The sequence below is a fragment of the Streptomyces sp. NPDC111606 genome (assembly GCF_055656945.1).
On record NZ_JBVKBY010000005.1, the window covers coordinates 307,884 to 334,272 of the forward strand.

Here is a 26,389-nt window from a genome sequence, read left to right on the forward strand (position 1 = left end):
CCCACGCCGGGTCACCACAGCACACCCGCGCCGACTCAATTCGTCGGCTTCGGGCTCGCCTTCTTCTTCTGCTCGGCGTTGAACTCCGCCACGTTGCGCTGGTGTTCCGAGTAGTCGGCCGAGAAGCGGGTGTCGCCGGGCTTGACGGTGACGAAGTAGAGCCAGTCGCCCGCGGCCGGATTGATCGCGGCGCGCATCGCCTCCTCGCCCGGGTTGGCGATCGGCGTGGGCGGCAGGCCCATGCGCTGGTACGAGTTGTAGGGGCTCTCGATCCGCGTGTCGGCCTCGGTGGTCGTGACCGTGGAGCGTTTCAGGGCGTAGTTGATGGTGGAGTCCATCTGCAGCGGCATCCCGCGTTCGAGCCGGTTGTAGACGACCCGGGCCACCTTGCCCATGTCGGGCTTGGTGGCGGCCTCGGCCTGGATGATGCTCGCGATGGTGACCGTCTGATAGACGTTCATCGAGTTGCGCTGCGCGCCGGCGGCGATCGGCGCGCCGCCGAACCGCTTGTTGGCGGTGTCGACCATCGCCGAGAGCAGGGAGTCCGGCGTGGCCTTCTTCCCGTCGCGCTCAAGTGGATACGTCGCCGGGAAGAGGTAGCCCTCGGGGTTGCCGTCGGCGTCGTTCGGCAGTTTGAGGTCGAGCTTCGCGAGGGACTTCTTCGTGGTCCCGGCCGGCAGGGTGAGCGCCCTGTCGACGGCGGCATAGACGTGGCTCGCGCGCCAGCCCTCCGGGATCACCAGCGTGGTGGGCTTCGCCTCCTGCTCATCCACGCTCAGCAGCGGCACCGCCACGGCGGTGCCGGCCACGACGGCGCCCGCGGCGATGAGGGCGATACGGCCCCGGCGCGTCAGTCGAATCGTGCTCCGTGACGGAGTGTTCATGTGCATGCGGGCACGGTAACCCCCACATGCTTACAAACCCGGCATAACGTCACCCCGTCGGCTCCAGTTGGGCGTCTCGGCGGACCAGCCCCGCATACCGCCCGTCCTGCTCCAGTAGCTCCACATGGGTGCCCCTTTCGGCCACGCGCCCCGCATCGAGCACCACGATCTGGTCGGCGCCCCGAATGGTGGACAGGCGGTGCGCGATGGTCACCGTGGTGCGGTTGGCGGACAGGGCGTCGATGGCCTCCTGCACGGCATGCTCGGTGCGGGTGTCCAGGGCGCTGGTCGCCTCGTCGAGGATCAGGACCGGCGGGTCACGCAGGATGGTGCGGGCGATGGCCAGGCGCTGCTTCTCACCGCCGGAGAAGCGGTGGCCGCGCTCGCCGACGACGGTGTCGTAGCCGTCGGGCAGGCCCGCGATGTGGTCGTGGATCTGGGCCGCCTTCGCCGCCGCGTGCAGCTCTTCGTCGGTGGCGTCCGGCTTGGCGAAGCGCAGGTTGTCGGCGACCGAGGCGTGGAAGAGGTACGTCTCCTGCGACACGACGCCGACCGCGCGGGCGAGGGTGTCGAAGTCCAGGTCGCGCACATCGACCCCGTCGAGGGTGACCCGGCCGCCCGTCACGTCGTACAGCCGCGGCACCAGGTGGCCGAACGTCGACTTCCCGGCGCCGGTCGGGCCGACGACCGCGAGGCTGCCGCCCGCAGGGACGGTGAGGTCGATGCCGTCCAGGATCGGGCCGCTCTTGCCGTCGTACCGGAACTCGACGTTCTCGAAGCGGACCTCGCCCTTGACGCTGTCGAGGCGGGCGGGGTTCTCCCGCTCGGTGATGTCGATGGGCAGGTCGAGGTACTCGAAGATGCGCTGGAACAGCGCGAGCGAGGTCTGGATCTGGACGCCGGTGGACAGCAGACTGACCGCCGGGCGGAACAGGCCCTGCTGGAGCGAGACGAACGCGACGATCGTGCCGATCGAGGCCTGCGGGCCGCCGAGCTGGAGCGCCATCCCCGCGGTCCAGTAGATGAAGGCGGGCATGGCGGCCATGACGATGGTGATGACGGCCATGCGCCACCGGCCGGCCATGTTCGACCTCACCTCGAGGTCGACGAGCTGTTCCGACTCATCGGCGAAGGCCTTGGTCAGCGAGTCGGAGCGGCCCATCGTGCGGCCGAGCAGGATGCCGCTGACCGAGAGCGACTCGGTGACCGTGGCCGCCATCGCGGCCATCTGCTTCTGGCGCTGGGTGGTGATCTTCTTGCGTTCGTTGCCGACGCGGCGGCTGATCCAGACGAAGGCCGGCAGCAGGAGCAGCGAGACGACCGTCAGGCGCCAGTCGAGGGCGATCATCGCGACGATCGTGGCGACCACGCTGGTCAGGTTGGAGACCAGGGAGGTCGCGGTGGAGGTGACGGTGGCCTGCATGCCGCCGATGTCGTTGGCGATGCGGGACTGGACCTCGCCCGTGCGGGTGCGGGTGAAGAAGGCGAGGGACATGCGCTGGAGGCGGCCGTAGACCGCGGTGCGCAGGTCGTGCATGACGCGCTGGCCGACCGTCGTGGAGATCAGGGTCTGCAGCACACCGAAGACGCTGGTCAGGACCGCGCTGAGGATCATGCCGAGCGCAAGCAGGCTGAGCAGGCCGGTGCGGCCCTGAGGGATGGCGACGTCGAGGATCGCCTTGAGGAGGAACGGCGTGGCCACGCCGACCAGCGATGACGCGCCGACCAGGAGGCCCACCACGGCGAGGCGGCCGCGGTAGGGACGGAAGAGCTTCAGGATGCGGCGCACCTGCCGGGGCTGCTCCGGCTGCTCGGCGAGTGGCGTCCGGGTGGGTTCGTTCTCGGGGTGCATGGGCTCCTACGGAGGTGTGGTGATGCGGACTGACGGAGCTTAGCTCATTGTTACCTATGCTCACAATGAATGTAGTCCTGATATTGTTCCCGCATGACCACCCCCGATCCCGACGGCCCGCTCGCCGAGCAGCTGCTGCGCCTCACCCGCCGGGTGCACCGGATCCAGAAGCGCCACCTGCACGAGTGCGGCCTGGGCGTCACCCCGGCCCAGTCCCGACTGCTGCGCACGCTCGCGCACTACGACTCGCCACCCCGGATGGCCGACCTCGCCGAGCGTCTGGAGGTGGTCCCCCGCGCGGTGACGACGCTGGTCGACGGGCTGGAGGCGAGCGGAAAGGTACGGCGGGTGCCGGATCCGACCAACCGGCGGGTGATCCGGATCGAGCTCACCGACGACGGGCGCAAGGCCCTGCGGGAACTGCACGGTGCACGCCGGTCGGCCGCGGAGGAGATCCTGGCGCCGCTGACGGACGAACAGCGCGAGGTGCTGGGCGAGTTGCTGGACACGCTGATCGACGGGACTGCCGACCGGCGGTGTTGAGCGGCCTTTGCCGAGAGGGCACGTGAAATGGCCGCGGCCACCGCTCCATGCTGCTGGAGTGGTGGCCGCGGCCATTGCGGTGGGTGGGGCGATGGATGGGGCGATGGATGGGCTCAGCCGGCCCCGGAAGCCGTCTCCTTGGCGCCCTGGGCCGGCACGGCAACAGGCGCTTCGGGACCGGGAGCGTCAGCCCGGGACGTCCCGGGCGCCCCAGGCTTCCTGAGCTGCGCCTTCTCCGGCTCCTCGTCGTCCAGCTCGACCACGATCTCGCCGTCCAGCACCTTCTTCGCCCGCTCCTTGTCGAGAGCCCCCTCCCAGCGGGAGACCGCGAAGACGGCGACGCAGTTGCCGAGCAGGTTGGTGACGACGCGCATCGAGTCCATGATGCGGTCCACGCCGAGGAGCAGAGCGACGGCTCCGGCCGGGATGGCGCCCAGCGAGGAGGCGGTCGCGGACAGGGCGAGGAAGGCGGAGCCGGGGATGCCTGCCATACCCTTGCTGGTCAGCATCAGCACCAGGACCACGGTGATCTGCTGACTGAGGCTGAGGTCCACGCCCACGGCCTGGGCGATGAACAGCGTGCCGATGGACAGGTAGAGCGAGGCGCCGTCGAGGTTGAAGGAGTAGCCCGTCGGCAGCGCCAGGCCCACGGCGTCGTCGCGGGCGCCCGCCTTGCGAAGCTTCTGCATCACACGCGGCAGGACGGACTCGGTGGAGGCGGTGCCGAGCGCGAGCAGCATCTCCTCACGGATGTAGCGCAGGAACTTCCAGAGGCTCAGCCCGGTGACCACCTTCAGGGCGACGGCGAGCAGCGCGATGAACAGCGCCGCGGCGGCGTAGCACAGCACGATCAGCTTGCCGTACGTCTCGATGACGCCGAGTCCGTAGTTGCCGATGAGGACGGCCATCGCGCCGAACACCGCGATCGGGGCCAGCCGCATGACGAAGCCGACGATCGCGAAGATGATCTCCTGGGCCTGTTCGATGGCCGGCAGCACCTGCGGCACCTTGGTGTGACCGAGATGCAGCAGCGCCGCCCCCACCAGGCAGGCCAGGACGAGCACTTGGAGCAGAGAGTTCTCCGCGAAGGCCCCGACGAACGAGGTCGGGATCGCCTCCAGCGCGAACTCCGTTGTCGAGGGCAGATGCCCGCCGCCCGTCTTCGCGTCGACCGCCGAGGCGTCGAGCGTGGACGGATCGACGTTCATCCCGGCACCGGGCTGAACCACGTTGGCGGCGAGAAGGCCGATGACCAGCGCGAGCGTGCTCGCGATCTCGAACCAGATCAGCGCCTTCAGCCCGATCCGGCCGAACGCCTTCAGATCACCGGCCTTGGCGATGCCGACGACGACCACGCAGAACACCAGCGGCGAGATGATCGTCTTGATGAGCCGGATGAAACCGTCGCCGAGCGGCTGGAGGTCCGCGGCGAATCCGGGCCACAGCTTCCCGACGACGATTCCGAGCACGAGCGCGCAGGCGACCTGCGCGAAGAGAGAGGTACGCAGTGTGCGTGCGACGCGTCGCGGAAGGGACGGTACGGACGGCGGCACGGGAACTCCTTGGGGACGGCGGCACACAGAAGCCCCAAGGGACGGCGGGGACTTCTGCCATACGGAAAGCGCATTCCGTGCCGATCACTTTGGGGGTGATGTTGTTCCCGCACAAGACCGCCGCGTTGCATCCGTGTAAATCACGTCCCGCATGGCGCATCGCACACAACTCGCCTCAGCAGCCCCTGCCGACCCGCCTCAACAGCCCTCGCGATCCTCGGTGAGCGCCCCTTGAACGCTGGTGACGGAGCGGTCGTAACAGCCGCCCGAGCCGGGTGAGCCACCTACGTCGCCCGAGCCGTACAGCCGATACCGCTCGCTCGTCGTGCCGACCGCGTGGCGTTGGTCGCGTGGCACGTTCAACGTCCATGCGGCGTCGCCCTCGACGGTGTCGTCGAGCCACGACCACGAGATCCGCCGTCCCCCTTCGGTAGTCACGACCGCGGCGCGGTCACCGAGGGTCAGCACAGTGAGCAGCCGGTCGTCCGCGCCGATCGTGATCGAGCCGTCCATGGTGTACGTCCGCTCCATGCGCGTCGTCCGGGCGGGACCGCTTCCATCGACGGTCACCGACTGGTCGTCCGTCCAGGTGGCGTCGAGGGCATCCAGGTTCTCGCCGTCGGTCCAGCGGTGCGCGGAGCTGTTCGCGAGCGACCGGCGCACGGTGGTCGTCACCCGGCCGTGCGAGGTGTCGACGTATCCGGCGACGGTCAGCCGGTGACCAGCCTCCGTGTGCACCCGATGCTCCGAACCGGGCGTGTACGTCGAGGAGTTGGTGAGGTCACCGACCTTGCGCGCGGTGAGCCTGCCGGTGACGTGTGCGCGCTTCGCGTCCTGCCGGACGAGGACGTTCACGGGCGCGCTCCAGCCGCTCTGGCCCTCCGGAACTCCCACGACGGAGACCTCGACGCGGTGGGGGCGCCCGTCGTTGAGGAGACCCGCGAACGGTGTCAGGTCGTATTCGATCGGCTTGACGTCGAAGGCCCGCGGCCCCGGAGTGACGTACCAGAGGAAGGGGTTGGACCATCCGCCCGTCCAGACGTGCGGGAACGGCGCGGCGATTCCGGCGAGTTGACCGTCGACATTGATCTGCACCTCACGGTAGGGGCCGCCGTCGGCCTTGCAGGAGTACGGGGCAGGCTCGGGCGCCGACAGGTACCAGAACTCCTCGCAACCGCCGCCGGAGCCGGTCGCGTAGACCTCGGCGACGATACGTTCGCTGTTGCGCGGCGTGGTCAGCGTGCCGTCCCTGAGGGTGAGGACGCGGTCGGGGGTGCCGGCGGCAGGGCGGCCGGCGTAGAACGTCAACGTGACCTTGACGTCGATGACGCCGGTGTACGTGTCGTCGACGACGTTCCCGATGAGCATCTCGACGTCCTGACTGCGGCGGAACGTGTCGCTGTACCGCGTGACGTCCTTCTCGACGGACCACTCGATCCCGTCCGGTGACGGCTCGGGGGTCGACGTACGGAAGACCTCCACCCCGCCGACCTGCAGATGGCCGAGCCGGTCGTACTGACGGCCCTTGACCTTGCCGTCCATCCGCAGCACGACCTTGCTCCAGCGGTCACCGCAGCCTTCGGGCGGTGTGTACGTGCCCTTGTACGGGGTGAAGTCGCGGAACTGTGCCTCGGCGACGGTGACTTGGCAGGACTTGCCGGAGGGTTTGGTGACGGGCGGGGCAGCGGTGAGGGGGTCGTGCCAGTCGGTGCCGAACTCGGCGGGGACGTTGGTGGGGACGTCGGTGGAGGTGTCGGCGCCGGCACCGGCGGGTTGGGCCGCGGAGGCGGGTTGGGCTGCGGGGGCTGGGCTCGCGCCGAGGAGGGTGCTCGCCAGGAGGGTCGCTCCCGTGAGCATGGACATGGCGATCCGTCTCTTCATGGCCGGTGTTCTACGGCGAGTCGGGCATCCTCCGCAATGACGCCTACCGCGTCAGTGGGGGCGCTTCAGGTCGGCCCTGTCCCCCATCACCACCACGGGATGCCGATCGGGGTCGAGCGTGCGCAGCAGGTACCCCATCGCCGATCCGGACAGACTGACGCAGGCCGACGTGCCGCTGCCGTGGTCCATGTGCAGCCAGATACTGCCGCCCTTGTCCTGGCCCTCGGGGCGGGTGGGGTCGTTGGGCGGGGTGCCCGTGACGCGGTTGTAGTCGATGGCGATGACGTGGTCGAAGTCGTGCCGGTACGACTTCGCCCACCAGCGCGGCGCGGCGAAGGCAGCTGACCGCGTGTACGGCAACCTGGACCCGGGGTTCTCCAGCACGCCGCCCGCGTCGCTGAGCGTGAACACCCCTACGGGACTGCGGTTGTCGCCCTCGTGGTGGTCGGTGGTCCAGCCCTTCTTGCCGTTGTGCGCGGGCCAACTGCGGATGCGGTCCCAGGCGGAGCCGCGCTTGGTGTAGAGCGCGACCGTGGCGTCCGGGGAGTTCTTGCCCTCGCCGTAAACCGCCACCACCTGGCGCGACTCGGCGGGGATACGGCGCTGCCATCGGTCGCCGACGCCCGGGATACGCGTCGGGTCCACGGTGGTGGCCGATCGTGTGGGCACGGCCTTGCCGCCACCCGGACCGGCGCCGTGCTGCGGGCCGCCGCAGGCGGTCAGGGTCGTGAGGGCCGTCAGGAGGGAGCAGCCGAGGGCCGCCGCCGCGACCGTGGCTCGCCGTAGTCCGCCGTTCCGCATCGGTCCATGGTCGCACCGGGGTCGGGGTGACGGCGGGAGCGACAGCGGACCGGGGGCGTGGGCGGCAGCCGACCGAGGGCTTGGGTGGCAGCCGACCGAGGGCGCGGGGCAGCAAACCGTCGGGGAGAGCGACTGCCCTGGCGGCAGCATGAGCGGCGGCGGCCGACCGGCGGTGAGGTGAGGGCCGCCGCGAGGGTGGCACCGGCCTCAGGAGCCAGAGCGCCGACGGGCGCGGCTACGGCCTCGCAGGGGCGGACCGGCGGCGGAAGCCCCAACCGCCGCTGGGGCCTGAGCGGCAGCGGGAGCCGCAACGGCTTCCCCGGGCCGGACCGGCAGCCGGAGTTCTCATCACTTCTCGGGACCGGAGCGGCAGCCGGAGCCGTGGCCCTTCCAGGGACCGGACCGGCAGCCGGATCTGTGCGGCGGCCGGGAAAACCGCTTGCGTCCGGCCACGCTGCGACGCGAATCTGTCACGGTTTGCTGCTCCGCGGCGCCGATCCGCCGAGTGCTGCCCGCTCCCCGCATCGGCACCCGAACCACTCTTCATCCCCATCCCTGATCCCCCCACTGACACGAGCCACTGGGACGTCATGCAGATTCAAGACCTTCCGTATCCCGATCCAGGTGTGCCGGACGCACGCTCGGGTCCCCGATTCCTGTGGTGGCTCTTCCGGAACCAGCTGGACGGACAGCTGAAGGCACTGGCCTGGGGGCTGCTGCACTTCCTGTCCGTCTCCGCGCTGCCGTTCTGTGTGGGCATCGCCGTACAGGCCGTCGTCGACCGCTCCGGCACCCAACTCGCCCTCGCGGGCGGCCTGTTGGCGCTGTGCTGCGTCGGAAACGCGCTCGGCGACACCTTCCTGCACCGCACCGCCGTCACCAACTGGATCACTGCCGCCGCCCGCGTCCAGCAGGTGCTGGCCCGCAAGGCGGCCCAACTGGGCTCGGCGTTGACCCGGCGCGTCGCGGCCGGTGAGGTCGTGGCCGTCTCCACCGGTGACGTCGAGAAGATCGGCTGGTTCGTCGAGGCCTGGTCACGGTTCACGGCGGCGGCGGTCACCCTCGTGGTGGTCTGCGTCGGCCTGGTCGTCTACCAGCCCGCGCTCGGTGTGGTGATCGCCGTGGGGCTGCCCCTGCTGGCGGTCGCCGTGCTGCCGCTGCTGCCCCGGGCGACCCGGCGGGCCGACTTCCAGCGCGAGAAGGCGGGCCGCGCCACCGAGCTGGCCTCCGACACCGTCGCCGGCCTGCGCGTCCTGCGCGGCATCGGCGGCGAGGAACTCTTCCTCGACCGCTACCGCAGCGCCTCCCAGGAGGTGCGCCACGCTGCCGTACGCAGCGCCCGGATGTGGTCCCTGATCTCGGCGATCCAGGTGCTGTTGCCGGGCCTGCTGCTGATCGCGGTGGTCTGGTACGGCGTCCACCTGGCCCGCCAGGGCCGGGTCACCGTCGGCGAACTGGTCACCGTCTACAGCTCGGTCATGATCCTCACCTATCCGCTCCGTCACTTCGAAGAGATCGCGATGGCCTACTCCTTCTCCCGGCCCTCGGCCCGGCGGGCCGCGCGTGTGCTGGCGCTGGAGCGGGTCACCGACACCGACGGGTCCCGCGACGGTTCCGAGATGCCCTCCGGGGATCTGTACGACCCGGCCACCGGACTGCTCGCACCCGCCGGCCGACTCACCGCCGTGGTGTGCGGCGACCCGGACGCGGCGGGACGGCTGGCCGAACGGCTGGGCGGACACCCCTCGGAGGAAGGCGCCTCGGTACTCCTGGGCGGCGTACCGCTCGACGAGTTGCCGCTCGACAACGCCCGTACGGCCGTCCTCGTACAGGACAAGGACCCCGTACTGCTCTCCGGCACACTGCGCGAACTGTTCGACGTACCCGGGTCCGGCGACGTCGGTGCCGAGGAAGCGCTGGCGGCGGCGCAGTGCGAGGACGTGCTCGCCGCTCTGGTCCAGGGATCGCTCGACACCGAGGACCCGATGGAGGCCCGCATCACCGAGCGCGGCCGATCCCTGTCCGGCGGCCAGCGCCAGCGCATCGCGCTCGCCCGGTCGCTGGTCACGGACCCGGAGGTGCTCGTCCTGGACGAGCCGACCTCGGCCGTCGACTCGCACACCGAGGCCCGGATCGCCGAGGGCGTGCGGAACCTGCGGGCGGGCCGCACGACCGTGGTGTTCACCTCGTCGCCGCTGCTCCTGGACCGCGCCGACCGGGTCGTACTCGTCCACGAGGGCGAGGTCGCGGCGGTCGGCGTGCACCGCGAACTGGTCCACGCCGAACCTCGGTACCGGGCCGTGGTGACCCGGGAGACCGACGAGGAGGCGGCCCGCGACGAGGCACTGCCCGAAAGGGCCGCCCGCCAGAGCGGATTGCGCGAAGGGTCCGCCCTCAACGACGTCCTGAAGGAACTGGAAGAGATCGAGGAATCGGCATGATCGGCGTTGCGCCACCGGCGTACGACCCGGCGGCCCCGACGACGGCGAACACGCTGCCGGTCGGCGCCCCGGCGACCGTACGCGCCTATGTCGTCGAGTTGTTCCGTCGGCACCGCCGTGCCTTCGTGCTGCTCGTCGTCGTCAACACGGTCGCCGTGGTGGCCTCGATGGCGGGGCCATGGCTGCTGGGCGGGCTGGTGGAGCGGGTGTCGGACGACCCCGGTACCGGCACCCGTGAGCTCCATCTGGAGCTCACCATCGGCCTGTTCGCGGTCGCCCTGCTCATCCAGGCCGCGTTCGTCCGGCAGGTGCGGCTGCGCGGCGCGATGCTCGGCGAGCGGATGCTGGCCGACCTGCGCGAGGACTTCCTCGTACGCTCGGTCGGCCTGCCGCCCGGTGTTCTGGAGCGGGCCGGGACCGGCGACCTGCTGTCCCGGATCACGACGGACATCGACCGGCTGGCCAACGCGATGCGCGAGGCCGTGCCCCAGCTGGCGATCGGCGTCGTGTGGGCCGTCCTGCTGCTGGGCGGTCTCGTCGTCACCGCGCCGCCGCTCGCCGCCGCCGTACTGCTCGCGGTGCCGTTGCTGGTGGTCGGCTGCCGCTGGTACTTCAAGCGTGCGCCCGCCGCCTACCGCTCGGAGGCCGCCGGATACGCCTCCGTGGCCGCCGTGCTCGCCGAGACCGTGGACGCCGGGCGCACCGTCGAGGCCCACCGCCTCGGCGGACGCCGGGTCGAGCTGTCGGAACTGCGGATCAAGCAATGGACGGCGTGGGAGCGCTACACACTCTGGCTGCGTTCGGTGCTCTTTCCGGTCATCAACGTCACGCATGTGACCGTGCTCGCCTCCGTTCTGATCATCGGCGGGGTGTTCGTCCTGCAGGGCTGGATCGGGGTCGGTCAACTGACGACGGGTGCGCTGATCGCCCAGATGCTGGTCGACCCCGTCGGGCTGATCCTGCGCTGGTACGACGAGTTGCAGGTGGCCCAGGTGTCGCTGGCCCGGCTGGTCGGGGTCCGGGACATCGAGCCGGATGCCGGGGACGCCAGGCTGGCGCCCGAGGGTCGCGACGTGCACGCCGACCGGGTGCACTTCGGCTACCTGGAGGGCGTGGACGTGCTGCGCAAGGTCTCCTTGGAGGTCGCGCCCGGCACCAGGCTGGCGCTGGTCGGCCCCTCGGGTGCCGGCAAGTCGACCCTGGGCCGGCTGCTCGCGGGCATCTACGCGCCCCGCGATGGCCGGATCACCCTCGGCGGCGCCGAACTGTCCCGGATGACCGCCGAGCGGGTCCGCTCCCACGTGGCCCTGGTCAATCAGGAGCACCACGTGTTCGTGGGCTCCCTGCGCGACAACCTGCTGCTGGCCCGCACCGACGCGACCGACGCCGAGCTGTGGGCGGCGCTGGGCGCGGTGGACGCGGACGCGTGGGCCCGTGCCCTCGACGACGGCCTGGACACCGAGGTCGGCTCGGGCGGGTTCGCACTCACTCCGGCCCAGGCCCAGCAGATCGCGCTGGCCCGTCTGGTGCTGGCCGACCCGCACACGCTGGTCCTGGACGAGGCGACCTCGCTCCTCGACCCCCGCGCGGCCCGCCACCTGGAACGCTCCCTCGCCCGCGTCCTCGACGGCCGCACCGTCGTCGCCATCGCCCACCGCCTCCACACCGCCCACGACGCGGACGTCATCGCCGTCGTCGAGAACGGCCGGATCAGCGAGCTGGGCAGCCACGAGGACCTGGTCAGGGCGGACGGGGCGTATGCGGCGCTGTGGCGGTCGTGGCATGGGTGAGCTGGTGGGACGGGAGGAGGCCGGCCCGGCCGGGGCGCGGGGGCTGGATGGCTGAGGCCGGGCACGCCGGGGACGCCGGGCGGTGGGCGGGGGCCCTGGCCTGCCGGGCCCGTCCGGTGGGCCCGGCAGGCCAGGTGAGGCCGGGGTCGGCCGGGTGAGGCCAGGACCCTGTGCCACCCGGCCTGAGAGCGCGCAGGGCTGAGCCAGGTGACTTGGGCGGCCGGGGGGAGTCGCAATTCGGGGGGCGCCAGGTGTGCTGACCCGGGGCGGGGCACAGCGCGCCGGGGGGCCAGGGATCGTGGACAGCCGGGGCTGGCTGGGCCACAGGGCCACAGGGCCACAGGGCCACAGGGCCACAGGGCGGAACGACCCGGGCCCGGCACAGGGACGGTGCTCGGGAACACGGGGCGGGGCCGCCGGGGCAAGCCCTGCGTGGACGGGGCAGACGTGCGCCCGGGTCCGCTCGGGCCCCGCGCGGCGGGACGGATGCGGGACCGGGGATCCGGAGTCCGCGCCGTGGCCCCAAGCCGCCGCACCGGAGCGCACCCGTGCCGTTGCGCCGGGGTGAAAAGGGGTGGAAGGCTGGATAGCGGCACCGGTTCGGGGAGCACCCGGGAACCACGCGGTTTCGCGCCGGGTGCGGCCTGTGCCCCGCGTCGCGGCGGCCCACCGCCGACCGCGGTGAGTTCGGGCCCGTCCCCACCACCTGGAGGTACCCGTGAACAGCGCCGACGGATGGGGTGACGACGTCTACCAGCCCGACGCATCCGATCAACGCGAGGACACAGGGCTGCTCGACGCCGAGGACACCCTGGAGAACGACGGCGTCGACGACCCCCTGGACCGCGGCTGGTCCCCACCGGACCGACCATGGGCGGTGGAGCACAGCGGTGTCACGGCCGCCGAGCGCCACCAGGGCGAGACCCTCGACCAGCGGCTTGCCGAAGAACAGCCCGACCTGGTCGCCCCCGACGGCGACGGCCTCGGCGACGCCGAGGGCACCGACGGGGAGCTCGTCGACAACGAGGTCGGCGCCGCGCGCTCCGGCCGCCTCGTCGCACCCGATGAGGGCGCCCACGAGGACGAGGAGAGCGCGCTCGTCGCGACGGACGTGGGCATCGACGGCGCGGCGGCGTCCGCCGAGGAGGCAGCCATGCACATCGTCGATGAGGAGTCCTACGGCTGACCTCCGCAGCCCCTGCTCGGCTGACCCCCGCAGCCCCCGTGCCACAGTCCACGCGCCTTCGGCGCCACGCCGTCGGCCGTTGCCGATGCCGATGCCGATGCCGCAAAACGAGGAGTTCGCATGCAGCAGGACAAGCACCCCGACTACCACGAGGTCGTCTTCCGCGACCGCGCCGCAGGCTACGCCTTCCTGACGCGGTCCACCGCCACCAGCGACCAGACCATCGACTGGGACGACGGCAAGACCTACCCGGTCGTGGACGTCGAGATCTCCTCCGAGAGCCATCCCTTCTACACCGGGAAGGCACGCACGGTGGACACCGAGGGCCGGGTCGCTGCCTTCGAGCGGCGCTACGGCGGCGGAGCCGGACAGGGCAGCTGATCCGCCGAGCACACCGGAGGCCCTGAGCACTCCGGAGGTCCAGGGCGTCCCCCGACCTGGCCGGTCAAGGCGTGCCGCAGGCCGATCACCACCGTGCCGACCTGGCCGCCGCCGCCCGCTCAGATCACGTTGAGCGCTGCCGCGCAGCCCACCCCGCCGAGCACCATGAACGCCGGCATCAGCACCTTGAGCTCGACCCAGCTGCCCGCCCGGAACCGCATGGGCTTGGGCGGGCCCAGCGGGTACCAGCGCTTGCGGCCCACCGGAATCGGCCACAGGATCGGGCAGCCGGACACCGTCAGCGCGTCGCCGATGTCGTGCACCAGCGCACCCAGCACGATCGGCAGCCCCAGCCACAGGTACTCCTGGCCCGGTGCCGTGAACAGCCAGTCCGAGCCGTTGCCCGGCTTGTCCAGCACGCCTGCGAGGATCCACGCGCTGGTCGCCGCCAGCAACCAGACCAGGACGTCGGCGCTGGAACCCCGGGTCGCCCGCCACAGCAGGCCCTCGATGGCCAGCACCATGTGCGCGAACAGGATCGCCAGCACCGCCCAACGCCCCCCGGTGATCGCCAGGGCGGAGGCACCTCCACCGATCATGACCGCCCACAGCCAGGTGTGCGTGAGCGTGCGATGCCCACCGGAGCGCCGCGGGTCGCCCTGCTTCTTCGTCGCCTTGTAGACCGCGTACGACAGCTTGTCGACGATCTCGCACAGCCAGCGCGACAGCGGGCCGAAGGCCCGCGAGATGGTGGCCGCCTTGTGATCGAGGTCCGGGGCGAGGGCGGCCCCGGCGCAGATCAGCGCGCCGGCGAGGAGGACCGGCCAGGGCATTCCGTGCCCGGCAGCGGCAGCCGCCGCTCCGACGCCGAGCCAGGCGGCAGCGCCCGACAGTGAGTGTGCTGGTCCCATCATCGGTGTTGCCCGCCCCATTCCTCGTGTGCCGCTGTCCAGTTGACCGGGTTCGCTGACGTGTCGTCGGCGACACAGCGTAGCGTTCGCGATCTTCGCGCTCGCAGCCGATTCCCCTCTGGGCCAGGAGGGCAGGCAAGATGGGTGGGTGACCCTCATCGATCAGCTGCCGCCGACCGCCGACCCCGACGCCCTCTACGAAGCCTTCGAGTCGTGGGCCGAGGAGCGGGGTCTGACTCTGTACCCCCACCAGGAGGAGGCGCTGATCGAGGTGGTCTCCGGCGCGAACGTGATCGTGTCGACGCCCACCGGCTCCGGCAAGAGCATGATCGCCGCGGGCGCCCACTTCGCCGCGCTGGCCCGGGACGAGGTCACCTTCTACACCGCCCCGATCAAGGCGCTGGTCTCGGAGAAGTTCTTCGAACTGTGCAAGATGTTCGGCACCGAGAACGTCGGCATGCTGACCGGTGACGCGTCCGTCAACGCCGACGCCCCCGTCATCTGCTGCACCGCCGAGGTGCTCGCGTCGATCGCCCTGCGCGACGGCAAGCAGGCGGACGTCGGCCAGGTCGTCATGGACGAGTTCCACTTCTACGCGGAGGGGGACCGCGGCTGGGCGTGGCAGATCCCGATCCTGGAGCTGCCGCAGGCGCAGTTCATCCTTATGTCGGCGACGCTCGGCGACGTCTCGATGTTCGAGGAGGATCTCACCCGGCGCACCGGCCGCCCGACCTCGGTGGTCCGCTCGGCGACCCGTCCCGTGCCGCTGTCCTACGAGTACAAGCTCACCCCGCTCACCGAGACCCTGACCGAGCTGCTGGAGACCAAGCAGGCGCCGGTCTACATCGTGCACTTCACCCAGGCTCAGGCCGTGGAGCGGGCGCAGGCCCTGATGAGCATCAATATGTGCTCGCGCGAGGAGAAGGACCAGATCGCCCAGCTGATCGGCAACTTCCGCTTCACCACCAAGTTCGGCCGCAATCTCTCCCGTTACGTCCGGCACGGCATCGGTGTCCATCACGCCGGGATGCTGCCGAAGTACCGGCGACTGGTGGAGAAGCTCGCGCAGGCCGGTCTGCTGAAGGTCATCTGCGGCACGGACACGCTCGGTGTCGGCGTCAACGTCCCCATCCGCACGGTGCTGTTCACGGCCCTGACCAAGTACGACGGCAACCGCGTCCGCACCCTGCGCAACCGGGAGTTCCACCAGATCGCGGGCCGCGCCGGGCGCGCCGGCTTCGACACGGCGGGCTTCGTCGTCGCCCAGGGCCCCGAGCACGTCATCGAGAACGAGAAGGCGCTCGCCAAGGCCGGCGACGACCCGAAGAAGCGTCGCAAGGTCGTCCGCAAGAAGGCGCCGGAGGGCTTCGTCGCCTGGACGGAGAACACCTTCGAGAAGCTCATCGCCTCCGAACCGGAGCCGTTGACGTCCCGCTTCCGGGTCACGCACACCATGCTCCTGTCGGTGATCGCCCGACCCGGCAACGCTTTCGAGGCGATGCGGCACCTGCTGGAGGACAACCACGAGCCGCGCAAGCAGCAGCTGCGGCACATCCGTCGCGCGATCGCGATCTACCGCTCGCTGCTGGACGGCGGCATCGTCGAAAAGCTCGACGAGCCGGACGCCACGGGGCGCATCGTCCGCCTCACCGTCGACCTTCAGCAGGACTTCGCGCTCAACCAGCCGCTGTCCACCTTCGCGCTGGCCGCGTTCGAGCTGCTGGACCCGGAATCGCCGTCCTACGCCCTGGACATGGTGTCCGTCGTCGAGTCCACCCTGGACGACCCGCGGCAGATCCTGGTCGCCCAGCAGAACAAGGCGAAGGGCGAGGCCGTCGCCGCGATGAAGGCGGACGGCATCGAGTACGAGGAGCGCATGGAGCGCCTCCAGGACATCACGTACCCGAAGCCCTTGGAGGAGTTGCTCTTCCACGCGTACAACACGTACCGCAAGAGCCACCCCTGGGTCGGCGACCACCCGCTGTCGCCGAAGTCCGTCATCCGGGACATGTACGAACGGGCCATGTCCTTCACGGAGCTGGTGTCCTTCTACGAGCTGGCGCGCACCGAGGGCATCGTGCTGCGCTACCTCGCGAGCGCCTTCAAGACTCTCGACCACAACATCCCCGACGACCTCAAGTCGGAGGATCTGCAGGACCTGATCGAGTGGCTCGGCGAAATGGTGCGCCAGGTCGACTCCAGCCTGCTCGACGAGTGGGAACAGCTGGCCAACCCGGAGGAGATGACCGCCGAGGAGGCCCAGGAGAAGGCCGACGAGGTCAAGCCGGTCACCACCAACGCGCGTGCCTTCCGCGTCCTCGTCCGCAACGCGATGTTCCGCCGCGTCGAGCTCGCCGCCCTCGACCATGTCGAGGAGCTGGGCGAGATGGACGCCGACGCCGGCTGGGACGCGGATGCCTGGGGCGAGGCGATGGACAAGTACTGGGACGAGTACGAGGACCTCGGCACCGGCCCCGACGCCCGTGGCCCCAAGCTGCTGGTGATCGAGGAGGAACCGGCGAACCGCCTGTGGCGGGTCCGTCAGATCTTCGACGACCCGAACGGCGACCACGACTGGGGCATCAGCGCGGAGATCGACCTCACCGCCTCCGACGCGGAGGGTCGCGCCGTGGTCCGCGTCACCGACGTAGGCCAGCTGTGAGCACAGGAGAATCCCACTCATGACGACGAACCCGGCGGAGAGACTCGTCGACCTGCTCGACCTGGAGCAGATCGAGGTCAACATCTTCCGCGGCCGCAGCCCGCAGGAGTCCCTGCAGCGGGTCTTCGGCGGCCAGGTGGCGGGCCAGGCCTTGATCGCCGCGGCGCGCACCACGGACGGTGACCGTCCGGTGCATTCGCTGCACGCGTACTTCCTGCGCCCGGGGCGGCCGGGCGTGCCGATCGTGTACCAGGTCGAACGGGTGCGGGACGGCAGGTCGTTCACGACCCGCCGGGTCACCGCCGTGCAGCAGGGCCGCACGATCTTCAATCTCACCGCCTCCTTTCACAAGCCTGAGCAAGGGAGCTTCGAGCACCAGCTGCCGCCGGCACGCAAGGTTCCGGACCCGGAGTCGCTGCCGACGGTCACGGACGAGATCCGGGAACATCTGGGCACGCTGCCCGAGCAGTTGGAGCGGATGGCGCGCCGTCAGCCCTTCGACATCCGCTACGTGGACCGGCTCCGCTGGACCGACGAGGACGTCAAGGGCGCCGAGCCACGCAGTGCCGTGTGGATGCGCGCGGTCGGGCCGCTCGGCGACGACCCGGTCGTGCACACCTGCGCGCTGACCTACGCCAGCGACATGACGCTCCTGGACGCCGTCCGTATCCCGGTGGAACCGCTGTGGGGCCCGCGGAGTTTCGACATCGCCTCGCTGGACCACGCGATGTGGTTCCACCGGCCGTTCCGGGCGGACGAGTGGTTCCTGTACGACCAGGAGTCCCCGATCGCGACCGGCGGACGGGGTCTCGCCCGTGGGCGGATCTACGACCTGGAGGGGCGCCTGTTGGTGTCCGTCGTCCAGGAGGGACTGTTCAGGGCGTTGTAGCCCGCGGGGTTCTGCGCCGGAGCCAGCTGAGCAGGCCGCGCGGCGGTTCCGGCGCTACGGGCCGGGAGGCGCCGAGGTGCCCTGCGTGGTGCGCCGGAGCCGGGGCCCGCTTCACAGTCGGACGTGGGGCGGGCCGCCTGTCTCGCGCCTCCTCCAGAACCGTCGCCAGTTCGGCCCGCAGCAGGCTGATCTCGTCCGGGTCGTCCGCCATCATGAGCTTCTCGGCGATGAGCGCGGATGGTGAACCCGGTGGGCCGGATACCGGCGGGCCGGGGCGGAAGCGGTTGACGTGAGAGCGCTCATAGGGGTCGGGGACGAGCTCCGCGATCTGGACGGGATCGAGGAAGGCGGCCAGCGCGCCCGCGCTCTCCCATGGGTCCTCGGCCAGTCGCAGCAGGAATCCCCGGTGCCGGCCCCGCCAGTTGCGCGCACGCAGATCCACGCCCGCGTCCAGCATGCCTCGCAACCCTTCGGGCATACGCCGGTCGTTCAGCAGTGGGCTGTTCTTCTCGTCGGCGGCGAACTGCTTCAGTTCCTCGGCCAGATACAGCCAGACCACGGCTCGATAACGGTTGAAGTACCACTTCACCGGCACCACCAGGCCCAGCCGTGCGAGCCGTGTGAACCTGCCGGGGGGCACATCGACGAGGTCCGCGCCCTCGGTCGTACCCACCACCCGGACACGGTCCACCAGGGACTCCGGGAAACCGCGCCCCGAACTCACCCGGTCGATCTCGGACCGTGGGACACGCCGGCCCCCGCCTCCCTCGTCGGGCACGGTCCGGATGAGACCGAGATGGATCGCGAGGTCCAGCTCGCCTCGTTTCACTCCCAGTTCCCGGGTCGCGCGGCTCGGCGTGCAGGACAGGAGGTGCGGTTTCGTAATGGTCTCGCCCGACATGATCGATCTCCCCCGTGGAGTCATGGCTCACGCTCTGTGCGTTCGCCGTGACAAAACCGTAGCCGCTCGGCCGGATCTCGTGGCGGGCCTGTGGATAACTCCGCGGGGGACGAAGAACCAGCAGGTCAGAGATCTGTGAGAGGTGTCCGCTCGGGCTGTCGGGCGTCCACGTCGAGGTGCTCACCGACCCGGTTGACGAGCAGGGTCATCTCGTAGGCGATCTGGCCGATGTCGACCTCCGCGCCGCTGAGCACGCACAGACAACTGCCGGTGCCCGCCGCCGTCACGAACAGCACGGCCTCGTCGAACTCGACCATCGTCTGACGCACCTTGCCCGCGCCGAAGTGCCGTCCGGAGCCCTTGGCCAGGCTGTGCAGCCCGGACGAGACGGCGGCCAGGTGCTCGGCGTCCTCGCGCCGCAATCCCGTACTCGCGCCCGTCACCAGACCGTCGTTGGACAGCACCAACGCGTGCCGTACGTGATCGACGCGCTCCGTCAGGTCGTCCAGGAGCCAGCCAAGTCCCTGGTTCTGCGCCATGATCCGGTCTCCCCGTGTAGATGTCTCCCCCTGCACCGGAGGAACTCTTCGCCACCCTTCCCGACGATCCGGCCCTCGGGCAAGGAGGATGGGGGCATGGCGAAGAAGATGACCGATGAGGAATGGCGGGCGTTCGTCTCGCAGGGCACACGCACCGGAAAGCTGTCGACCGTGCGAGCCGACGGCAGTCCGCATGTGACGCCGATCTGGTTCGTGCTCGACGGGGAAGAGCTGGTGTTCAACACCGGCAAGTCGAGTGTCAAGGGGCGCAATCTGGTTCGCGACGGCCGGCTGGCGCTGTGCGTGGACGACGACCGGCCGCCGTACGACTTCGTGGTGCTGCAGGGCCGCGCCCGGATTTCGGAGGATCTCGACGAGCTGCGTCACTGGGCGAGTCGTATCGGCGCGCGCTACATGGGCGAGGAGCGCGCGGAGGAGTTCGGGGCCCGCAACGGCGTGCCGGGTGAACTCCTCGTGCGCGTCACGATCGACAAGGTCCTGGCGGAGAAGAGCGTCGCCGAATAGCAGTGGCGCGAACGCCGATCGAATCACGGGCCGACAGCGGCTGAGGCGCCGGGCGGCTCACCAAGCCGGCCGGATCCACGCAGCCGGTCAGCCCACCGAGTCGAGCAGCCGGGCGGTGTGCATCCGCCCGGCGTACTCGACGAGCCGGATCAGCACCTCCTTCCCCGAGTCGCGGTCCCGGGCGTCACAGAGCACCACGGGTGTTCCCCGGTCCAGGTCGAGGGCGCGTGAGACGTCTTGTGCGCCGTAGGCCCGGGCGCCCGCGAAGCAGTTGACGGCCACGACGAACGGGATGTGCCGGTGCTCGAAGTAGTCCACTGCGGGGAAGCAGTCCTCCAGGCGCCGGGTGTCCGCGAGGACCACCGCACCGAGGGCTCCCTGTGACAGTTCGTCCCACAGGAACCAGAAGCGGTCCTGGCCCGGTGTGCCGAAGAGGTAGAGGGACAGGCCGGACCGGATCGTGATGCGCCCGAAGTCCATGGCGACCGTCGTGGTGACCTTGTGGTCCACGCCGTCGGTGTCGTCCACCCACTGCCCGGCTTCACTGAGCATTTCCTCGGTGCGCAGTGGCCGGATCTCGCTGACCGCGCCCACCAGGGTGGTCTTGCCCACGCCGAATCCGCCGGCGACAAGGATCTTCAACGCCAGCGCGGTCTCGCCGTCGGTGGCGTCGGAGTGCTCGGAGACCATCGTTCACTTCTCTCGGGAGTGCCGGTATCGGTCGAGGTCACTGTGCGAAGTCAGCATCATGACAACTGCGGTTGCCCTTCGTGGGATTGGACCGCTTCTTGCCGCCTGGTTGCGAAATGTCATCTACAGCGCCCGCAATCCTTCGATCACCTCGCGCAGAATCCGTTCGTCAGGAAGCTGTGCGGGCGGTACCGGACGGCTGACGGTCACGCAGCCGAGTTCCAGGAGGTCCCCCAGGAGCACCCTGACGACCCCTACGGGCAGATCGGCGCCCGCGGCGAGTTCCGCGACCGACTGCGTCTCCGGTCGGCAGAGCTCGATGAGGGCCCGGTGTTCCGGCCCGAGCGACGTGTCGTCGTCGGCAGCGGGTGCGGCGGCGTCCAGGGTGACAAGGGCGATCAGATCGAAGCGCACGCCCGTGGGGCCGGGTCTGGTGCGTCCGCCCGTCATGGCGTACGGACGGACAAGGGGCCCGGCCTCGCCGTCGTACCACTGGCTGCCCTGTTCGCGCGGGGCGCCCGTCGTGTCCTCGGTCATGTGCGCGGACCGCCCTTCCGGCTTCATCCCGCCGCGGGCGGTCGCGCGGCCGCGCGCGGCGGTGCGTAGAGGTGCTCGCCGACGCGCTTGACCAGTCGTGCCATCTCGTACGCCACCAGTCCGATGTCGGCGGTCACGGCGGTGAGGACGGCGAGACAGGAGCCGTCGCCCGCGGCCGCCACGAACAGGAAGGCGTCGTCCATCTCCACCATGGTCTGCCGCACGCCGCCGGCGCCGAAGTGCCGTCCGGTGCCCTTGGCCAGGCTGTGGAAGCCCGAGGCGACCGCGGCGAGGTGCTCGGCGTCCTCACGGCGGAGGTCGCTGGAGGCGCCCACGGCGAGCCCGTCGTTGGACAGCACCACGGCGTGCCGTACCTCGCTGACGCGCATTACCAAGTCGTCCAGCAGCCAGTCGAGTTCACCGGACCGCTGGGCGGCCCTCGTGCTCGGATCCTGCATCATGCGGGGTCTCCTTCGCTGCTGTCGCTGCGGGATCTGGAATCGGGCGTAACGCCGCGACCGGGCTGCCTGCCGCCGCCGCGTGCCCAGCCGTCGCGGTAGGCCGCCATGCGGTCCCGGACGAGTTCGGGGGTGCGACGGCCGTCCTCGTGGGAGGCGGTCGTCCCTGCCTGTTCGTCGGGGCGTCCCTCGCGCAGCTGGGGTGCGAGGTTTGCCTGCCGTACGCGGCGCGGGAGGTCGTCGGAGGCTTCGGAATCGTCCGGGGGTCGGTGCAGTCGCAAGGTGGTGACTCCCGGAGGTGGGGTGTCGGTGTGGGGCTGCGCCGCGGCCGGTGCGGGCGCCACCAGCGCGGGCCGGTCGGCGACCGCGTGGACGGCCTCCTGGCGTGGTTCGGCGGCGGGCACGCGCGCGTACTCGTGTTCTGCGTGCCGATCGGTGCCCTGCGACTTCTCGGGGGAACGTTCCGCCGCGGCGTTGTGCAGCAGGGCCGTGGGCAGCAGAACGACCGCGGTGGTGCCGCCGTAGGGCGAGGTGCGCAGGTGCACCTTGATGGCGTGCCGGGACGCGAGCCTGCTGACCACGAAGAGGCCGAGCCGGTCGCTGTCGAACAGGTCGAGCGCCTCGGACTGTTCGATGCGCCGGTTGGCCTCGGCGAGGGTCTCCTTGCCCATGCCGAGGCCGCGGTCCTCGATCTCGACGGCATAGCCGTTGCCGACGGGCTCGCCGGTGATGCGCACCCGCGTGTGGGGCGGTGAGAACTGGGCGGCGTTCTCGACGATCTCGGCCAGCAGGTGGGTGAGGTCGGCGACGGCCCCGCCGATGACGGACGCCTCGGGGAGCTGGCGTACCTCCACGCGCGCGTAGTCCTCGACTTCGGAGACGGCTGCGCGGACCACGTTCGTCAGGGACACCGGCATCCGCCAGGCCCGCCCGGGCGCCGCCCCGGAGAGGATGATCAGGCTCTCGGCGTGGCGTCGCATGCGGGTGGTGAGGTGGTCCAGCCGGAAGAGGTCGCTGAGTTCGTTCGGGTCGTCGGAGCGCCGCTCCATGCTGTCCAGCAGGCTCAGTTGGCGGTGCACGAGGACCTGGCTGCGGCGGGCGAGGTTGACGAAGACGCCGGAGATGCCGCTGGCGAGTTCGGCGCGCTCGACGGCGGCCCGGAGCGCGGCTCGGTGGACGGTGCCCAGGGCCTCGCCGACCTGACCGGTCTCGTCCTCGGCGGGGGGCCCGGGCGGCGCCTCGGCCCGGATGTCGATCTCCTCGCCGGCGCGCAGCTTCCGCATGGCCTCGGGGAGTTTGCGCCGGGCGATCCCCAGGGCGGTGTTGCGCAGGCTCACCAGCTCGACGACAAGGCCGCGGCCGATGCGGACGGAGATCACGAGTGAGGCGGCCACTGCGGCGAGGCCGAGGAGCACGGCGGCGCCGGCCGGGGTGAGCAGACCGCGGGTGAACGGGTCGGCGCGATCGGCGACACCGCGCCCGGCGTCCTGCTCGATCGTCCGCATCGCGTCCTGTACGTGTGCGTGTGCCTGGCCCCAAGTGGCTTCCCCGGCCGCGTCGATCGCCCGCGCGCCCGGTGCGGTGGCCAGGACCCTGTCCTCGACTGCGACGACGGCCGCGTAGGCGCTGCCGTCTGCGAGGCTCTGCCAGGCCGCGCCTTCCGGGCCGCGCAGGTCGGCGACGGCCGCCTCGAGGAGGGTACGGCGGGTGTCGACGGCGCCGGTGAACAGCCGCAGCCGCTCGCCGTCGAGGCGCCCGGCGAGACGTGCGCTGTCCAGCACCACGTCCTCCTGCGCCAATGCTTCGCCGGCGCGGGCGAATTCGAGCAGCACGCGCGCGTCGGAGCCGAGTTCGGCGTCCTGGATGCCGGTGAGCGCACCGCCCACCGAGAACGCGCTCGCGATGGTCGTCGTATACCGCCCGTACACCTCGTCCCAGCCCGCGTGGCGGTCGAGAACGGCATTTCGTACGGAGCTCAGTTGCTCGGCGCCGCTGACGAAGGCCTCGAGTCGTCGGGCGACTCCGGCGGGGAGTTCCTCGCCGTCGGCGACCGTGTTGCGGTCGCCGAGCCGCAGCCGCGCCACCGCCTTGTCGGTGTCCTGCGCGAGCTTCTTGAGGTCGTCGCTCTGTCCGGCGGACGGGTCGGTCGCGTAGCGCACGGCGGCCTCGCGTTCGGCCTGCAGGGCAGCGACGGCGGTTGCGGTGGGCGTCCTGACCTCGGAGTCGACGCGCTGCAACTGGCGCAGCCTGGAGACGTCCTGGGCGGTGGTGACGGTGGCGTAGGCCCACAGGGCCAGCAGCGAGACGACCGGCACCATCAGGAGGCAGACGATCTTGGCGCGGACGGTGCGCGGACGGATGCGCCAGCGCTCCGCGCGCGTGGGTATGTCGTCGGGCGGCACGCCCGGGGTCGCGTCGGGGCCTTCGTCGGCCGGCGGTCCGGCATGGGCGCGGCGACCGCGCGCGGGGGGCGGTGACGGCGTCCCGGCGCCGGCTGCGGTGGTCCTACGGGGTGTACGCATGGCCTCCTCGCTCGGAAGTGGTTCGGGGCGGGTCTTCGCTGGCCGTCGCCGGTCCGGCCCCGCCACTAGCCGGCGACGCTCTCGACCGATCCCTGAGCCGACGCGGATGCCGCACGCTCCCCCGTGGTGGGCGACAGCGCGACGAAGGCGGAGGTCAGGAAGAGGTACGACCCGAGGCCGACGGCGAGGGGGAAGATGAACTGCATCGCCGTGGCCCCGGGCAGGACCGCACCGGCGGGTGTGACGTCCACGCTGACCGCGAACATCCCGGTGTAGTGCATGCTGCTGACCGCCGCACCCATGATCAGGGAGGCGATGGTGACAGCGACGGGCGACTTGATGTTGAGCGCCGCCCACAGGGCCGCCGTCGCCGCGACGATGGCGATCAGCACGGACACTCCGACGAGGACGGCGTCATAGGTGACGTCGCCGTGGAGGTGTACGGCGGCCATGCCCAGGTAGTGCATGCTCGCGACGCCGAGCCCGGTGGTGAGCCCGCCGAGGAAGAGCGCACGGGTCCGGTCGCGGCTGTATCCGACCGCGAAGACGCCTGCGCAGACGACGGCCATGGCGACGAGCAGGCTCACGATGGTGAGCGGCACGTCGTAGCGGATGTCGGTGCCGCGGACGCTGAAGCCCAGCATGGCAACGAAGTGCATGGTCCAAATGCCGGTGCCGATCGCCGAGGCGGCGGTGATGAGCCAGTTGCGGCGGGAGCGACCGGTGGCGCCGAGGGCGCGGACGGTGCAACGAAGCCCCAGCGCGGCGCCTATGCACGCCATCGCATACGACAGTACGGGGGTCAGCCAGCCGAGGGCGGCGTGGTCCAGGTGTCCCATGGCCCCGGGACGCTAGCCGGGGCAGGGGCGCGCGCGAGGGGCGCATTTCGAAAGCTGTTGGAATATGACACGGAGATGCAGCGGAACGATCGCGTCACGCTCGAACGTGTGCACAGCGGCGTCATCCGTGACGGTGAGGGATCATGCGGAACATGAGCGACGACCACACACATGTGCAGGACTTCTTCGGGGCCCGCGCCGCCGACTGGGACAGTCGGTTCCCCGACGACGGGCCCGCCTACGCGGCCGCGGCCGCCGCGCTCGGACTGCGCGAGGGGGATCGCGTGCTCGACGCGGGCTGCGGCACCGGGCGCGCCCTGCCGCCGCTGCGTGCCGCCGTGGGGCCCTCGGGACTGGTCCTCGGGGCTGATCTGACCCCGGCCATGCTGGAGGCCGCCGTACAGGCCGGACGCGACGCGGAGGGGCAGTTGATGCTTGCCGACGTGGCCGTGCTGCCGCTGCGGTCGGAGTCGCTCGACGCCGTGTTCGCGGCCGGCCTCATCGCGCACCTGCCCGATCCGGCGCAGAACTTGCGGGAGTTGGCACGTGTGGTGCGCCCCGGCGGCACGCTCGCGCTGTTCCACCCGATCGGCAGAGCGGCGCTGGCGGCGCGCCAGGGCAGGCAGATCACCCCGGACGACCTGCGGACCGAGCCCAACCTCCGGCCGCTGCTGGCGGGGTCGGGGTGGCGCATGACGTCGTACGTCGACGAGGACGACCGTTTCCTGGCGCTGGCCGTGCGGGAGTCCTGAGGTCTCAGCTCTGCCCGGCGACGGCCGCCACGAAGGCGTCCGGGTTGTCGAGCATGACGTTGTGGCCGGCACCGGGCACGGTCACCACATGTATGCCCGCAGCCTCCAGGGCTGCACTGCCCGGGAGTTCACCGGTGAGCTCGCCCTGAAGGTACACGCGGTCGATCGTCAGTCCTTCGAGGATGTCGCGCATGATCGGCTCGGAACCGCGCCGCAGCCCCACGGCGCTGCGGTGCAGGGCGCGCGGGTCGGCCAAGCGCATGGTGGCAGCCCACAGGGGCCCGACCGCTTCCAGCACGCGCGCGTGCGCCTCACCGACGAACTCCACCTCCCCGTACGCCGTGATCCACGCGCTCCCGGCACTGGGCGGAGGCGAGGCGTCGAGGTTGGCCTCGGTGAGCACCAGCCGGGAGACGAGGTCGGGCCGCCGGTGGGCCAGCACAATGGCGACGGAACCGCCCATGCTGTGCGCGATCAGCTCCGCGTCGCTCACCCCCGCCGCGTCCAGAGCCGCGGCCAAGGCATCGGCGTGGTCCTCCAGCCGGTAGCCGAAGCCCTCGGGCCGGTCGCTGATGCCATGCCCCGGCAAATCGACGAACAGGTTCCGTCGTCCTGCGAGTTCGGGCCGCGCCGCGATGTGGGCGTGGTACACGGAGGAGACCGCCCCCAGCCCGTGCACGTACACGCGCGCGGGTTCCTCTCCCGGCGTCTCCGTCCAGCGGATACAGCTGCCCTTGCCGTCGAAATCGGCCTGCCTCATCGCGTCCTCCTGGGTACCTGGTCGGCCACGCCTTGCCGACTTCGTCATGTCGACGGACTCAACGATATACATCGCCGCCGATGTATCAAGAC

Annotated in this window: 23 protein-coding genes; 9 read left to right on the top strand and 14 right to left on the bottom strand. The window is 70.8% G+C overall.

Annotated features, from left to right (window positions below):
• Positions 1-35: 35 nt before the first annotated feature.
• Both mltG and ACZ7M7_RS20095 read right to left on the bottom strand, forming a co-directional pair.
• On the bottom strand, positions 36-890 hold the full coding sequence (gene mltG / locus ACZ7M7_RS20090) for an endolytic transglycosylase MltG (RefSeq protein ID WP_383629995.1): 855 nt from the start codon (positions 888-890) through the stop codon (positions 36-38).
• Positions 891-933: 43 nt separating this feature from the next.
• Entirely contained in the window at positions 934-2,736 is a 1,803-nt protein-coding gene (locus tag ACZ7M7_RS20095; RefSeq protein ID WP_472118664.1) for an ABC transporter ATP-binding protein, read from the bottom strand.
• Between the two features lie 93 nt (positions 2,737-2,829).
• On the opposite strand from ACZ7M7_RS20095, the gene ACZ7M7_RS20100 reads away from it, so the two are divergent.
• On the top strand, positions 2,830-3,279 hold the full coding sequence (locus ACZ7M7_RS20100) for a MarR family winged helix-turn-helix transcriptional regulator (RefSeq protein WP_383599033.1): 450 nt from the start codon (positions 2,830-2,832) through the stop codon (positions 3,277-3,279).
• A gap of 113 nt (positions 3,280-3,392) precedes the next feature.
• Here ACZ7M7_RS20100 and ACZ7M7_RS20105 read toward each other — a convergent pair whose 3' ends face one another.
• The 3 genes from ACZ7M7_RS20105 to ACZ7M7_RS20115 form a co-directional block, all read right to left on the bottom strand.
• Positions 3,393-4,832 (bottom strand): cation:dicarboxylate symporter family transporter, encoded by a 1,440-nt coding sequence (locus ACZ7M7_RS20105; protein WP_472118667.1) that lies wholly within the window; start codon positions 4,830-4,832, stop codon positions 3,393-3,395.
• Positions 4,833-5,030: 198 nt separating this feature from the next.
• Positions 5,031-6,713, bottom strand: a complete 1,683-nt coding sequence (locus ACZ7M7_RS20110; protein WP_472118670.1) for a peptide-N4-asparagine amidase — start codon at positions 6,711-6,713, stop codon at positions 5,031-5,033.
• 51 nt (positions 6,714-6,764) lie between these two features.
• Entirely contained in the window at positions 6,765-7,514 is a 750-nt protein-coding gene (locus ACZ7M7_RS20115) for a hypothetical protein (protein WP_472118673.1), read from the bottom strand.
• A gap of 590 nt (positions 7,515-8,104) precedes the next feature.
• On the opposite strand from ACZ7M7_RS20115, the gene ACZ7M7_RS20120 reads away from it, so the two are divergent.
• The 4 genes from ACZ7M7_RS20120 (at position 8,105) to ACZ7M7_RS20135 (ending at position 13,312) form a co-directional block, all read left to right on the top strand.
• The gene (locus tag ACZ7M7_RS20120; protein ID WP_383599044.1) at positions 8,105-9,955 is read left to right on the top strand and encodes an ABC transporter transmembrane domain-containing protein; all 1,851 of its coding nucleotides are present in this window, start codon (positions 8,105-8,107) and stop codon (positions 9,953-9,955) included.
• Entirely contained in the window at positions 9,952-11,745 is a 1,794-nt protein-coding gene (locus ACZ7M7_RS20125; RefSeq protein WP_472118676.1) for an ABC transporter ATP-binding protein, read from the top strand. Before ACZ7M7_RS20120 ends, ACZ7M7_RS20125 begins: the two co-directional genes overlap by 4 nt.
• Before the next feature lie 718 nt (positions 11,746-12,463).
• Positions 12,464-12,931 carry a DUF5709 domain-containing protein gene (locus ACZ7M7_RS20130; RefSeq protein WP_383599049.1) on the top strand — a complete coding sequence of 156 codons (468 nt, stop codon included), beginning with the start codon at positions 12,464-12,466 and terminating at the stop codon, positions 12,929-12,931.
• Positions 12,932-13,051: 120 nt separating this feature from the next.
• Positions 13,052-13,312: a type B 50S ribosomal protein L31 gene (locus ACZ7M7_RS20135; RefSeq protein WP_383599052.1), complete on the top strand. Its 261-nt coding sequence runs from the start codon at positions 13,052-13,054 to the stop codon at positions 13,310-13,312.
• Positions 13,313-13,431: 119 nt separating this feature from the next.
• Here ACZ7M7_RS20135 and ACZ7M7_RS20140 read toward each other — a convergent pair whose 3' ends face one another.
• Positions 13,432-14,226 carry a metal-dependent hydrolase gene (locus ACZ7M7_RS20140; RefSeq protein ID WP_383599055.1) on the bottom strand — a complete coding sequence of 265 codons (795 nt, stop codon included), beginning with the start codon at positions 14,224-14,226 and terminating at the stop codon, positions 13,432-13,434.
• A gap of 145 nt (positions 14,227-14,371) precedes the next feature.
• On the opposite strand from ACZ7M7_RS20140, the gene ACZ7M7_RS20145 reads away from it, so the two are divergent.
• Positions 14,372-16,885, top strand: coding sequence for a DEAD/DEAH box helicase (locus tag ACZ7M7_RS20145; protein ID WP_472118681.1), 2,514 nt, complete (start codon positions 14,372-14,374; stop codon positions 16,883-16,885).
• Positions 16,886-16,904: 19 nt separating this feature from the next.
• The gene (locus ACZ7M7_RS20150; protein ID WP_328429323.1) at positions 16,905-17,774 is read left to right on the top strand and encodes an acyl-CoA thioesterase; all 870 of its coding nucleotides are present in this window, start codon (positions 16,905-16,907) and stop codon (positions 17,772-17,774) included.
• On the opposite strand, the gene ACZ7M7_RS20155 is transcribed toward ACZ7M7_RS20150, so the two are convergent.
• Both ACZ7M7_RS20155 and ACZ7M7_RS20160 read right to left on the bottom strand, forming a co-directional pair.
• Complete coding sequence (locus ACZ7M7_RS20155) at positions 17,761-18,675, bottom strand: DUF6397 family protein (protein WP_472118684.1); 915 nt, start codon at positions 18,673-18,675, stop codon at positions 17,761-17,763. The genes ACZ7M7_RS20150 and ACZ7M7_RS20155 overlap by 14 nt on opposite strands.
• A gap of 125 nt (positions 18,676-18,800) precedes the next feature.
• Positions 18,801-19,214 carry a roadblock/LC7 domain-containing protein gene (locus ACZ7M7_RS20160; RefSeq protein ID WP_383599064.1) on the bottom strand — a complete coding sequence of 138 codons (414 nt, stop codon included), beginning with the start codon at positions 19,212-19,214 and terminating at the stop codon, positions 18,801-18,803.
• Between the two features lie 96 nt (positions 19,215-19,310).
• Here ACZ7M7_RS20160 and ACZ7M7_RS20165 point away from each other — a divergent pair, with 96 nt between their 5' ends.
• Positions 19,311-19,739: a PPOX class F420-dependent oxidoreductase gene (locus ACZ7M7_RS20165; RefSeq protein ID WP_328429320.1), complete on the top strand. Its 429-nt coding sequence runs from the start codon at positions 19,311-19,313 to the stop codon at positions 19,737-19,739.
• An 87-nt stretch (positions 19,740-19,826) separates the two neighbouring features.
• Here ACZ7M7_RS20165 and ACZ7M7_RS20170 read toward each other — a convergent pair whose 3' ends face one another.
• The 5 genes from ACZ7M7_RS20170 to ACZ7M7_RS20190 form a co-directional block, all read right to left on the bottom strand.
• Positions 19,827-20,429 (bottom strand): GTP-binding protein, encoded by a 603-nt coding sequence (locus ACZ7M7_RS20170; RefSeq protein ID WP_383599067.1) that lies wholly within the window; start codon positions 20,427-20,429, stop codon positions 19,827-19,829.
• Between the two features lie 123 nt (positions 20,430-20,552).
• On the bottom strand, positions 20,553-20,966 hold the full coding sequence (locus ACZ7M7_RS20175; RefSeq protein WP_383599069.1) for a DUF742 domain-containing protein: 414 nt from the start codon (positions 20,964-20,966) through the stop codon (positions 20,553-20,555).
• 23 nt (positions 20,967-20,989) lie between these two features.
• Entirely contained in the window at positions 20,990-21,427 is a 438-nt protein-coding gene (locus tag ACZ7M7_RS20180; protein WP_383599072.1) for a roadblock/LC7 domain-containing protein, read from the bottom strand.
• Entirely contained in the window at positions 21,424-23,946 is a 2,523-nt protein-coding gene (locus tag ACZ7M7_RS20185) for a sensor histidine kinase (protein ID WP_472118690.1), read from the bottom strand. The genes ACZ7M7_RS20180 and ACZ7M7_RS20185 overlap by 4 nt, the downstream gene beginning before the upstream one ends.
• Positions 23,947-24,011: 65 nt before the next feature.
• Positions 24,012-24,785: an MHYT domain-containing protein gene (locus ACZ7M7_RS20190; RefSeq protein ID WP_472118693.1), complete on the bottom strand. Its 774-nt coding sequence runs from the start codon at positions 24,783-24,785 to the stop codon at positions 24,012-24,014.
• A 152-nt stretch (positions 24,786-24,937) separates the two neighbouring features.
• Between ACZ7M7_RS20190 and ACZ7M7_RS20195 the strand changes: the two genes are divergently transcribed.
• Entirely contained in the window at positions 24,938-25,537 is a 600-nt protein-coding gene (locus tag ACZ7M7_RS20195) for a class I SAM-dependent methyltransferase (protein ID WP_472118696.1), read from the top strand.
• Positions 25,538-25,541: 4 nt separating this feature from the next.
• Here the strand turns inward: ACZ7M7_RS20195 and ACZ7M7_RS20200 are convergent, their stop codons facing one another.
• Positions 25,542-26,297: an alpha/beta fold hydrolase gene (locus ACZ7M7_RS20200; RefSeq protein WP_472118699.1), complete on the bottom strand. Its 756-nt coding sequence runs from the start codon at positions 26,295-26,297 to the stop codon at positions 25,542-25,544.
• Between the last annotated feature and the right edge of the window lie 92 nt (positions 26,298-26,389).